The sequence below is a fragment of the Microbacterium sp. NPDC089189 genome (assembly GCF_040685095.1).
Lineage (GTDB): Bacteria > Actinomycetota > Actinomycetes > Actinomycetales > Microbacteriaceae > Microbacterium.
On sequence record NZ_JBFBHG010000015.1, the window covers coordinates 82,121 to 93,935 of the forward strand.

An 11,815-nucleotide genomic window follows, 5' to 3' on the forward strand; every position below is an offset into this window, starting at 1 on the left:
GACAGTGTTCGGGTCACGGTCGACACGCGTGAAGACATGGCAGGCGCAAGCCGCATGTGCAGAGGAGGCTTCTCCGGTCCCCCAGCCGGAGGAGCCTCCTCTCATGCGTGCTCAGCGCACGACAGCGGTGGCCGTGACCAGATGCGCGACGACCTCTTCGCTGACGGACCCCAGCAGGAACCGGGCGAACGCGCCGCGGCCGTGCGAGCCGACCACGACGAGCCTCGCGCCGGCGGATTGCTCGACGATCACGGTGGCCGGATCGCCCTCGGTCACGTGGGTGTGGACGTCGAGGTCGGGGTGCGCGGCGCGCACGGCCTCGACGACACGGTCGACGCCCGACGCCGTGATGCCGTTCAGATCCGCGAGGTACAGGTCGGGGTAGACGCCGAAGTCCCCGGCGACGGCGACGGGCATCCACGTCGACACGACCGTGAGGGTCTCGCCCGCGCGCGCGGCCTCGTCGGCGGCGAAGGTCACCGCCGCATCCGACACCTCCGAACCGTCCACGCCCACGATCACACCCGTGCCGGGCGTCGATGCCGCCGGAACGATGACGACCGGGCACTTCGCTCCCGCCGCGATGCGTCCGCCGTGACGCCCGCGACCGTGGCCGCGCGGCGCGCCTCCGATGACGAGCAGGGCACCGTCCTCTGAGGCATCGATCAGCTCCGCCACCGGGTTGCCGTGCGTGACGCGCACCTCGACCGGGAGTCCGGTCGCCCGCACGGTGGCGGCGGTCGCCTCGAGTCGTTCGCGCACGCCGGCGACGGCCGCATCCACGACCTCCTCCTCGCCCACCGCGCCCACGGCGCCGCCCACGACGGAGACCAGCAGAAGCGGTTGCGCACCGGCGCGAGCGCGTTCGGTCGCCCACTCGAGTGCCGAGCGGGACGCCGCGTCGTCCGTGACGCCGACGATGATCGTGTTGGCCATGAGAAACCCTCCTCGCATCTCCCGTCAGGGTAGCGCGGCGTCGGGTTACAATCGCGGGGTGACCTCGGCCCCCGCTTCGGCTCGTCGGCGGCGCCGCGGGATGCCTCGCTGGCTGCTGCTGACCCTCATCGCGACGGCGCTCGTGCTCGTGCTCGTCATCATCGGAGCGATCGGCTGGCTCGTGACCACAGGAATCCAGGCACTCGGGGCGCAGGCACCCGCCGTCGGAACGCGCATCGTCACCCCCGAGGAGTCGAAGGCCGCGAAGGCCGCGACATCGGGCGAGCTGGCGGGCGAGCAGCAGGCAGCGGCGGAGTATCTCGCCGCGCAGCCGACCGCCTACTGGCTGACTCCCGAGATCGATCCGGTCGGTGAGGTCGGCGCGCGCGTGCTGAACCTCGCGGTCGAGGCGCGGGCGCAGGACGCGTCGCTCGCGGTCGTGGTCTACGGGCTGCCCGAGCGGGACTGCGGCAGCGAATCGGCGGGCGGACTCGACGACGCCGCGTACGCGACGTGGACGACCGAGATCGGCGAGGCGCTGTCCAGCATCAAGGACGTCCAGAAGATCGTGATCCTCGAGCCGGACAGCCTCGCCCAGGCCCCCGACTGCGACGCCAACATCGACGCGCGGATGACGGCGCTCCACGACGCGACGCTGCGGCTCACCGGGACGGACACGTGGGTGTACCTCGACGGCGGTCACTCCAACTGGCGACCGGCGACCGAGATGGCGCAGCTCATCGAGCGCGTCGGGGTGACCGACCGCATCCGCGGCTTCGCCACCAACGTCTCGAACTACAACCCCACCGCCTCCGAGTTCACCTATGCGCACGAGCTCTCGCAGCAGCTCGGCGGCGCGCACGCCCTCATCGACACCTCGCGCAACGGCGCCGGCGTCTCGACCAGCGAGTGGTGCAACAGCCCCGGGGCACGCGTGGGCGATGCCGGCGGCATGTACGGCGACGACGTGGTCGACACCAACCTGTGGATCAAGCCTCCGGGCGAGAGCGACGGAGCCTGCAACGGCGGACCGCGGGCCGGTCAGTGGTGGCCCGAAGGATCGGTCGAGCTCACCCGCGACGCACGCTGACCACCCGACCGCTCTCGGACGACGGGAGGGGCGGAGGAGTGTGGAACAATTACCTCCCATGGGTTCCCGCAGGGCGGGGCACGAACTCAGGGAAGAGCGAGGACCGGGGGATATGAGCGACGGACAGGACGGAACGAAGACGGCCGTCATCGTCGAGGACGATCCGGACGTCCGGCACCTGCTCGCCGAGGTGCTCGAAGCGGCCGGATTCTCGACCGTGTCGGTGGGCAACGGCATCGACGGCGTCCGCGCCGTGCTCGCCTACCAGCCGCTCATCACGACGCTCGACGTGAACATGCCCGGCATCGACGGCTTCGAGGCCGCCCGCCGCATCCGCGAGAAGTCGAACACCTTCATCATCATGCTCACCGGCCTCGCCGACGAGGCCGACGTCGTCCTGGGGCTGGGCGCCGGCGCCGACGAGTACATCGTCAAGCCCTTCCGGCCGCGCGAGTTCCGCGCGCGGGTCGAGGCGCTGCTGCGCCGCCCGCGCCCCGAGGCGGAGTCGCAGGCCAGCCCGCGGCAGGAGAGCGTGGGCCCCTCGTTCCCCGGCGCACGTCCGCAGACCCAGGCCGTTCCCGTGCAGCAGGCGCGCCCGATCGTGAGCGCGCAGGACTACCCCGACGTCAACGCCTATCCGCCCGCGGCGGCCATGCCCGAGCCGATCGCGCCCGAGCCCACGCGTGCCGTGGTCGTCCCCGCCGCCTCAGCGCCGGCGGCCGGCACCGAGCTCGTCGCGCAGCCCTCGCGTGCCGTGGTGCCCGGTGGCGGCTACTGGGTGACGCACCGCGATCTGCAGTTGAACCCCGAGACGCGCATCGTGATGTCGAGCGGTCAGGAGGTCGAGCTGACGCGCACCGAGTTCGACCTGCTGGCGACGCTGCTCGAGTCCAAGCGCCGGGTGCGCAGCAAGGCCGATCTGACCCTGGTCCTGCGCGGCGAGTCGTATGTCACCTCGTACTACGTCGGCGAAGCCGACAAGCGCGCGGTCGAGGCCCATATGACCAACCTCCGCCGCAAGATCGGCGACAACCCGACGAACCCGCGCTACATCGAGACGGTGCGCGGTGTCGGGTATCGCCTGACGACGGAGCTGCTCGCTCCCTGAGTCAGACCTTGTAGCCCTGGTAGCGACGGAAGAGCTTCGTCAGCATCAGGAGCGTCTGCAGCACGGTCACGACACCGACGATCGGCCAGCCGATCCAGAGGATCGAGGACTGGACGACGGGTCCGAGCATGTTCCAGATCACGGCCGTCGCGACCAGCACGAGGGCCAGGATGATGAACGGCGCCCAGTGCCCGATCGACGCACCGCCGCGCTCGGCCTTGGCCTGCATCGCCCAGTTGTCGACCTTCTTGCGCGAGAGGAACCGCGTCCACGACCGGATGAAGTGACTCAGCCGGATCCACATGAAGATCTCGGCGGGGAACCCCAGGGCCGCGAAGGCGATGTCGCGCTGGTTGCAGTTCTTCATCGTGCGGGCGATGCGGATGTTCAGCAGGATGGCCGCGCCGACCGGGATCAACCAGAGCGGCGAGAACACGAAGGCGTTGATCGACAGCGATCCCGCCAGCAGCATGAGGAAGGCCACGCGCACGAACAGGTTCGTGAGCATGCCGAAGTTCTCGAACCATCGCAGGCGCAGGTTCGGGTGGAAGGGCTGGCCCTTCGTGTCGCCGCGCTGACCCGGCCACATCAGCTCGATGGCACCGAAGGTCCACTTGACCTGCTGCGCGTCGTAGCCCTTGAGCGTCGTCATCCCGCCCACGTCGGCCCGGGCGTACGGGCTGATCTTCGTCAGGTAGCCGGCGCTCTTGATCTGCAGCGAGAGGAGCGAGTCCTCGACCTCGCTGTCCTTGACCCACGGCGTGCTCTGGTGGTTCGCCTTCATGGCGTCGCGCAGCGCGTTGGTGGAGAAGATCGAGAACTGCCCGCCCAGCACGGCCATGTTGCGCCCGCGCAGCAGGTTCTGCAGGTTGAAGGCGGCGAACTGGGTGCGCTGGCCGGCGATCAGCCACTTCGCGATCGTGCCCTTGATCGGCTTGTCGTCGATCGAGTAGATCGCCGAGATCCCGCCGATGCGCGAGTCGCTGACGGCCTCGGTCTCGAGGTACTCGACGGCACGTGAGTCCGCGATCGTGTCGCCGTCGACGCCGAGCAGATAGTCGCAGCCCTCGACCAGCGAGTAGCCGTAGTTGAGCGCGCCGACCTTCTTGTCGGGGTTCTTGCCGATGTCGTGGACGAACACCTCGGTGAACTGCTCGCCCAGATCGGTGGTGACCTCGTGGGGTCCCGCGAACTCGGAGGCGATCTTCACGGTGTTGTCGGACGTGTTGTTCACGACCACGTGGATGACATCGGGCACACGGGTCTGCGTCAGGAGGCCCTGGATCACATCGGCGATCGATTCCTCCTCGTTGTACGCGGGGATGATGCAGCCGATGGTCGAGCGGTGGACCGTGGTGTTCTCGAGCACGGACATGAAGTCCTGCTCGAAGTGCCCCTCGAGCTCGGCTCCCGCCATCGGCTCGTGGGCGGGCTCGATCTGGCCGCGCTGAGGCTGCGAGGAGTACGTCATCCGAGGATCCGACACGATTTCACTTCCTGAGTGTCTACGGCCACCGTGCGGCCGATGCGGGTGCGTCGAGTGACGCAGGACCCACAATGCCCGTCCCGCCGCAACCGTCGCCACAGTTCTCCCGAGGGGAACTGCAATTTTCCCGCAAGATTACCCCCGGCCCCGCCGGAAGCCCACGGTCAATCCGCGAAGATCGCGATCGGCAGGTACTGGTACACCGTCTGCTGCTGGAACGACGAGTCGGTGTTGGCGGTGCCTTCGACCGAGATCGTCAGCGCGAACTCGAGGGTCAGTCCGGTCGTGTCGGCCGGCAGCTGGTGGATCGACTGCTCGGGGACGTACAGACCGCCCTGGTAGCTGTTGAGCAGCAGACCGCGGTCGGAGCGCAGCGTGTCGACGGGCACCAGCGTGCGCGGATCGGCGCTGAACTGGTACGGCGACTGCATCTGACCCGACGTCTGCGTCGTGGTCGAGCGGATCTGGATCGACGAGATGTACACCCGCCGCTTCTCGGTCAGCACGGCCTTCTCATCGGTGCGGTGGTCGTAGACGTTGACCGACAGGCCGAACGTCTTCTCGTTGGACGGCGTCCACTCGTTCGTGCGCTTGGGGTTCACCGCCCAGACGTTGAGGACGAGCTCGAGCTCATCCGCGACGTCCGTGCGCAGTTCGACGGAGCCGTCGTAGGTGAACTGCGAGTTGAACACCATCGGCTCCGCGCTGGCGGAGGGACGCACGACCGTCGGCTCGGGCGCGGGCGTGGACTCGATGCCCTGGAGACCGTTGAAGGTGTCGACCAGCTGCGAGCAGCCGGACAGGGCCAGGCCGGCGACGAGTGCGAGGGTCGCCCCCACGGCGACCCGGCGCACACGGCGACCGGAAGGGACGGGAAGGCTCACGGGCCGCTCCTCGGAGAGGGGCCGCCGGCGACGGCGGCAGGGATTCGGGTATCGCTGACGCGTCGGGATCGACGAAATCTCGTACAGCGCCGAAAGTATACGCGACGATTCGCCGCATCGACCCCGGAGGACGTCGAACTGCTCTGCCGGGCGGGGTTACTGACCGCCGCCGGAGATCGCGATGGTGAGCGTGTCGCTGCCCGTCTGCTTCGCGTACTCGGTGGAGGTGGGGGTCGTCTGTACGAGGAAGTCGTACGTGAACTGCACCGTCACCATCGTCGCCTCGGCGGGCACATCCCCCACGTTGAAGGTCTGCGAGTAGCTGTAGGGAGAGAGGACCAGATACCCCGGGCTGACCGAGGACTGGTCGCTCTGCGGCGCGAGCGGGTCGAACGAGGTCGATGCGTTGCCGGGAACGGCGACCATCGTCGCCTTCTGGAGGAAGACCTTCTGCCCGTCATCAGGTGTGACCGTGGTCACCATCGAGACGCTGATGGGCTTGAGGGCCGTGGGAGTCCACCGGTCCATCGACAGCGTCGACCAGTAGTCGATCGTGGCCGACACGGCGCCGGCCGTGACCTGGCGCTGGGTGGACCCGCTCGAGAGGTCGTTCGAGACGGGTGTCGGCACCGGTGTGCTCGTGCGGGTGGGCGTGGCACTCGGGGTCGGGCCCGCGCCGTCGGCGTTCCACGGGGCCGGACCGCAGCCGGTGGCTGCGAGAGCCGCGAGGAGAACCCCGGCGACGACGAACGACCTCATCCGTGCGCGCGCCATCCGATCCCCTTCTCGCCGTGAGCGTGGCTCTCATTCTAAGGGGGCCACCCCACCGCGTAGGGTGAAGGCGTGACCAATCCGCTGTTGCCGCGCCCGGCCCGGACCGCGGGACGCGTGACGGTCTGGGTGCTCGTCGCCCTCGTCCTGCTGACCGTCGCCGGCGCCGTGTGGCTCGGCGTGCGCGGCACCCTGGCCTACGGTCACCTGCGCGCCGCCGAGTCGGCGGCGCGCGATCTCGCCGATACCGTCGACGACCCCGCGGCCCTCGCGGCGGCCATCCCCGCCGTGGCCGAAGACACCGCCGCGGCGCGTGCGCTGACCTCCGACCCGGTGTGGCAGGCCGCCGAGACCCTCCCCTGGATCGGCGACCAGCTCCGCGCCGTCTCCGCCGTGACCGTCGCGCTCGACCGCGTCGCCGGGGATGCGCTCTCGCCTCTCGTCGCCGTCGCGTCGGATTTCTCGGTCGACGGCCTTCGTCCCGTCGACGGGCGGATCGACCTCACGGACTTCCCGGCCATGCACGACGCCGCCTCGGCGAGCGCCGCGCAGGTCTCCTCCGCCATGGCCGACCTCGACGACATCGATCGCTCCGCACTCCTCCCGCCCCTCGCGGACGCGATGACCGAGCTCGACACCCTGCTGGGCACGGTCGAGACGGCCGCGGATGCGGTGAGCCGGGCGACGGCGCTGATGCCGGCGATGCTCGGCGCCGAGGGCCCCCGCAACTATCTGGTCGTGTTCCAGAACAACGCCGAATGGCGCTCGCTCGGCGGGATCGTGGGCGCGATGGCCATGATCAGCACGGAGGGCGGCTCGCTCTCGCTGACGCAGCAGGCCTCGACCGCGGACTTCGACCCCTTCGGCGATCCCGTGATCGACATCGGCCCCGAGCTCGCCGGTCTCACCGATCAGAAGGCGGCCCGCTACATCCAGAACGCCACGCAGGTCACATCGTTCCCCGTGGCCGGCCAGATCGCCCAGGAGATGTGGGCGCGGCAGTTCGGCACACGCGTCGACGGCGTCATCTCGCTCGACCCGGTGGCCCTGTCCTACCTGCTGCGGGCGACCGGGCCGATCACGCTGCCCACCGGGGACGTCCTCTCGAGCGACAACGCCGTCTCGCTGCTGCTCAACGAGGTCTATCTACGGTACGAGCGGCCCGCCGATCAGGACCTCTTCTTCGAAGCGGCCGCCGCATCCGTCTTCGACGCGCTCGCGAACGGCGCGGCATCCCCCGGCGAGCTCGTGGGCGCGCTGGCGGGGGCGGGCGAGCAGAACCGTCTGCTGATCTGGAACGCCGACGAGGCCGACCAGGCGATCCTCGACGGCACGAACCTTCAGGGCCTGCTCCCCCAGACCGATGCGGAGCAGACGAGCTTCGGGGTGTACGTCAACGACGGCACCGGCTCGAAGATGGACTACTACACGGGACTCGACACGGGCGTCGCGTGGTGCACCGACGACACCGGCGCAACCGACGCCACACTCACCGTGACGCTGCGCAGCGAGGCGCCCGCGGATGCCGCCACGCTTCCCGCGTACATCACGGGCAACGGCAGCTTCGGGGTCGAGCCCGGTATCACCGAGACGATCGCGTACCTCTACCTGCCCGAGGGCGCGGAACTGCTCTCGTCCCGGCTCACGGCGAACGAGGGCGGCGCGGGATTCAGAGAGTCCACCGACAGCGGACGCACCGTCCTGACCTGGGCCACGAAGCTCGCCCCGGGCGAGACGGCGACGGCACAGCTGCGCGCGCGTACCCCGATGACGGATGCCCTCGCCGTCCGTGCGACGCCCGTCATCCCCGCCATGTCGGGGACGGTGCCGGCGCCCTGCGCCGAGATCGGCTGACCAGGCTCAGCCCTCGGGCGACGTCGCCCGCGCAGGAGTGGTGACCGTCGCGGTGACCACGATCGGCAGATGATCGCTCAGACCCTGCGGGAGCGTCCGGATGTGGGCGATGTCGAAACCCGATGAGGTCGCGAAGTCGTAGTGCCCTCGGAAGAAGCGGTAACGGGTGTAGGTGCGCGCATCGCTCAGCGTCAGCTCGTAGCCCTGGTCGCGCACCTGCTGGCCGAGGCGCTCCTTGAAGACCGGGTAGTTGTAGTCCCCCACCATGAGAGCGGGAAGCCCGGGTCCGAGGTCCTGCAGCTCCGCGAGCGCGGTGCGGATCTGATGGCGCCGGAGCGAGTTCAGCGCGGTCAGCGGGGCCGCATGGAACGAGGCGACGATGATTTCGCGTCCCGCGTCGATGTCGTGGAGCCGGACGCCCAGCATCCGCTCCTCGGCGGGCTTGAGCACCCGATCGTGCAGCGACTTCTTCAACGAGAGCGCGCGCACCGAATGCAGCCGGAAACTGCTCTCGCGGTAGTAGACCGCGAGCCCCAGACGATTGCGGCTGGTCGCGTCGGCCAACCGGAGCCCGCCCAGCTCGGCGGGGATGTCCGTGGTGTCGGCCTCTTGCAGACACAGCACGTCGACGCCGTGCCTCTCTGCCAGCTCGCCCAGCTCGCCGGCGGCACGGTGCTTGCGCAGGTTGTACGAGATCACCTTCATCAGAATCCCCACCCTAGGCCCGTGGCGTGGCTACGGCATGACGCTTGCGCGAACGCAGAGCAGACTCATTCGATCTCGCGCCGAGCCCGTGTCTGCTCCGCCCGGGTGGCGAGCAGGTCGTCGGCGGGATAGCCGACCTCGGCGAGCACGAGGCCGCGGGCGGCGAGCACCTTGAACGCGCTCGTGCGCGCGCCCTCGTCCCGGAGCCGGGCGGCATCCGCGACCGAGAGGCGTCCTTCGCCCACGGCCACGCAGGCGCCGACGAGGGCGCGCACCATGCTGTGGCAGAACGCATCGGCCCGCACGTTCGCCACGATCGCGGCGTCGGCGTCACGGCTCCAGTCGAACTCGAGCAGCGTGCGGATGGTGGTCGCCTCTTCGCGCGGCTTGCAGTAGGCGGCGAAGTCGTGGAGTCCGATGAGCGAACGCGCGGCCGCATCCATCGCCTCGACGTCCAGCGCGGCGCGGACGGACGTGGTGCGCTCGCGCTGCAAGGGGTCGTAGCCGGTAATCTCGTCGGCGATGCGGTACGAGTACCGCCGCCACACCGCGGAGAACCGCGCGTCGAACCCGGCGGGCGCGGCGCTCGTGCGGCGCACCGTCACATCCGGATAGGCCCCGAGCACGCCGCGCAGCCGACGCGCGAGCGCCTCGACGGGGTCGCCCGCTGTTCGACGCCCCTGCGCCAGGCGCCCGACCTGCGCATCGTCCAGATCGAGATGCGCGACCTGGCCGCTGGCGTGGACTCCCGCGTCGGTGCGTCCGGCGACGACGAGCGTGGGAGAGCCGGCCAGGATGCGGGCGAGGGCGGCTTCCAGCGTGCCCTGCACGGTGCGGAGCCCCGGCTGGCGCGCCCAGCCGCGGAAATGCGTCCCGTCGTAGGCGATATCGAACCGGATGCGCACCCGTCCAGCCTACGGCCCGCGCTCTCAGGGCCGTGTCGGAGCCCGCCGCCTACACTGGTACCGGCCGTCGCTCCCGGCCCCCTCCGGACATGCTCCCCCACTTCACAGATACGCTGCCGCGCGCCCGCTTCGCGGGACTCGACGGCCTGCGCGCCGTCGCGGTCACCCTGGTGATCGTCTATCACCTGTTCCCGACGGGGTGGCTGAAGGGCGGCTTCATCGGCGTCGACGTCTTCTTCGTCATCAGCGGATTCCTCATCACGTCGCTCCTGCTGCGAGAGCGCGAGGACACGTCGCGGATCTCGCTCGGCGCGTTCTGGCGCCGACGGGCGCGACGCCTGCTCCCCGCCCTGGCGCTGCTGCTCGCCGTCTGCTCGAGCGTCGCGTGGGCGATCGGCGGAGACGTGCTCGTCGACCTGCGCCGCCAGCTCCTGGGTGCGGTCACGTTCAGCTACAACTGGCTCGCCGTGGTCGACGGCGCCGACTACTTCTCCTCGGGCGGCGGAGAGCTGTTCCGCAACCTCTGGTCGCTCGCCGTCGAGGAGCAGTTCTACCTGCTGTGGCCGCTCCTGCTCCCCGTCCTGCTGCTCCTTCCTCGCACGTGGATGCGGGCGGGCGCCGCCGCGGTCGTCGCGCTGGCATCCGCCGCCTGGATGGGCGTCACCGTGGCACAGGGCGCGCAGGATCCGCTCGCGATCGGCGGGGACGTCACGCGGGCCTACTTCGGCACCGACACCCACGCGTTCGGGTTGCTCCTCGGGGTCGCCCTGGCCCTCGTCTGGCAGCGGACCAGCCGCCTCTCCCCCGGGTGGATGCGGCATCCGCTCGCCCGCGGCGGGTCCCTCGTCGTCGGCGTCGCCGCCACCGTCGGGATCATCCTCATCGCGGCGCTGCCCGAGACCAGCGGCATCGCGACCTTCCCGGGCGCGCTGCTGGGCGCCAGCGCGCTGACGGCGCTCGCGATCGTCGCGGGGTGCTGGCCGGGGTCGTGGTTCGGCCGCGCCATCGACGTCCGGCCGCTGCGGTGGGTGGGCGATCGGTCGTACGGACTGTATCTCTGGCACTGGCCGGTACTCGTGCTCGTCGTCGCCGCCACGCAGGGCACCGGCGCCGACCACGCCTTCCCGGTGTGGATCGGTGCGCTCACGCTCCTGATCACGGTCGTAGTCGCGGAGGTGTCCTACCGCCTGGTCGAGACCCCCATCCGCCGCCATGGTCTGCGCGCCGCCGCCCGCGCGCTGTGGCGCGGCATCCGCGCCGTGCGCCCCGTCCCGCTGACCGCCGGCGTCGTCACCGTCGTGCTCCTGGCCGGGACGACCGCGGCGATCGTCGCCGCCCCCAGCGTCTCGACCAGCGAGGCGGTCGTGGAGGCGGGCATCGACGCGCTCGAGGACCAGGAACCCGCGCAGCCCGAGAGCGACGCCGCGGGGACAACCGTCTCGGGCGACCAGATCACCGCCGTGGGCGACTCCGTGATGCTGGCCTCCGCATCCGGTCTTCTCGCGCGCTTTCCCGGCATCGAGGTCGACGCGGCGGTCTCGCGCTCCATGTATGCCGCGCCCGGCATCCTTCGCACGCTCGCCGCCGCCGGAGCGTTGCGCCCCTACGTCGTGGTGGGTCTCGGCACGAACGGGTCGATCTCCACGCGTACCCTCGACGAGATCGTCCAGATCATCGGGCCCGATCGACAGTTGATCGTGGTGACCGCATCCGCGCCCCGCGACTGGATCGCCGGCGTCAACGCCGATCTCGCGACCTTCGCACGGACGCACCGCAGCGTGCAGGTCGCAGACTGGGCGGCGGCGATCGCACCGCGCACCGACCTGCTGGCCGGCGACCAGGTGCATCCGGGCGACGCGGGCGGCGAGATCTACGCCTCCGCGGTGGCCGATGCGATCATGCGCGCCGAGCGTGCCCGCGCCCGCCTCGCGGCCTTCACCGAGCAGCGCCTCTTCGAGCAGGAGCTGCGCCGTCAGCAGCTCTTCCAGCCCCCCGGCGCCCCCGCCCTCTCCTGACCCCCGCGCGCCGCCAGACCCGCGAGACAGCACTTTCGCGCCGAGACAGTGGGTCTTACCC

10 protein-coding genes are annotated in these 11,815 nt (G+C 70.4%); 4 read left to right on the plus strand and 6 right to left on the minus strand.

The window, feature by feature from the left end; genetic code table 11:
* Positions 1-111: 111 nt before the first annotated feature.
* On the minus strand, positions 112-936 hold the full coding sequence (locus AB0N73_RS10410; RefSeq protein WP_363563099.1) for a universal stress protein: 825 nt from the start codon (positions 934-936) through the stop codon (positions 112-114).
* A 58-nt stretch (positions 937-994) separates the two neighbouring features.
* On the opposite strand from AB0N73_RS10410, the gene AB0N73_RS10415 reads away from it, so the two are divergent.
* Together AB0N73_RS10415 and AB0N73_RS10420 are read left to right on the plus strand one after the other, a co-directional pair.
* On the plus strand, positions 995-2,026 hold the full coding sequence (locus AB0N73_RS10415; RefSeq protein WP_363563101.1) for a glycoside hydrolase family 6 protein: 1,032 nt from the start codon (positions 995-997) through the stop codon (positions 2,024-2,026).
* A gap of 112 nt (positions 2,027-2,138) precedes the next feature.
* The gene (locus AB0N73_RS10420) at positions 2,139-3,134 is read left to right on the plus strand and encodes a response regulator transcription factor (RefSeq protein WP_363563103.1); all 996 of its coding nucleotides are present in this window, start codon (positions 2,139-2,141) and stop codon (positions 3,132-3,134) included.
* Between the two features lies 1 nt (position 3,135).
* On the opposite strand, the gene AB0N73_RS10425 is transcribed toward AB0N73_RS10420, so the two are convergent.
* From AB0N73_RS10425 to AB0N73_RS10435, 3 genes are all read right to left on the minus strand, one after another.
* The gene (locus AB0N73_RS10425) at positions 3,136-4,551 is read right to left on the minus strand and encodes a glycosyltransferase family 2 protein (protein WP_363563125.1); all 1,416 of its coding nucleotides are present in this window, start codon (positions 4,549-4,551) and stop codon (positions 3,136-3,138) included.
* A 233-nt stretch (positions 4,552-4,784) separates the two neighbouring features.
* Positions 4,785-5,504, minus strand: coding sequence for a fructose 1,6-bisphosphatase (locus AB0N73_RS10430; RefSeq protein ID WP_363563105.1), 720 nt, complete (start codon positions 5,502-5,504; stop codon positions 4,785-4,787).
* 156 nt (positions 5,505-5,660) lie between these two features.
* The gene (locus tag AB0N73_RS10435; protein ID WP_363563107.1) at positions 5,661-6,278 is read right to left on the minus strand and encodes a hypothetical protein; all 618 of its coding nucleotides are present in this window, start codon (positions 6,276-6,278) and stop codon (positions 5,661-5,663) included.
* A gap of 69 nt (positions 6,279-6,347) precedes the next feature.
* On the opposite strand from AB0N73_RS10435, the gene AB0N73_RS10440 reads away from it, so the two are divergent.
* Positions 6,348-8,129 carry a DUF4012 domain-containing protein gene (locus AB0N73_RS10440; RefSeq protein ID WP_363563109.1) on the plus strand — a complete coding sequence of 594 codons (1,782 nt, stop codon included), beginning with the start codon at positions 6,348-6,350 and terminating at the stop codon, positions 8,127-8,129.
* A gap of 6 nt (positions 8,130-8,135) precedes the next feature.
* Here AB0N73_RS10440 and AB0N73_RS10445 read toward each other — a convergent pair whose 3' ends face one another.
* On the minus strand, positions 8,136-8,834 hold the full coding sequence (locus tag AB0N73_RS10445) for an endonuclease/exonuclease/phosphatase family protein (RefSeq protein WP_363563111.1): 699 nt from the start codon (positions 8,832-8,834) through the stop codon (positions 8,136-8,138).
* A 65-nt stretch (positions 8,835-8,899) separates the two neighbouring features.
* Positions 8,900-9,739 carry a tRNA pseudouridine(38-40) synthase TruA gene (gene truA / locus AB0N73_RS10450; RefSeq protein WP_363563113.1) on the minus strand — a complete coding sequence of 280 codons (840 nt, stop codon included), beginning with the start codon at positions 9,737-9,739 and terminating at the stop codon, positions 8,900-8,902.
* A gap of 89 nt (positions 9,740-9,828) precedes the next feature.
* On the opposite strand from truA, the gene AB0N73_RS10455 reads away from it, so the two are divergent.
* Entirely contained in the window at positions 9,829-11,754 is a 1,926-nt protein-coding gene (locus AB0N73_RS10455; protein ID WP_363563115.1) for an acyltransferase family protein, read from the plus strand.
* Positions 11,755-11,815 lie beyond the last annotated feature (61 nt).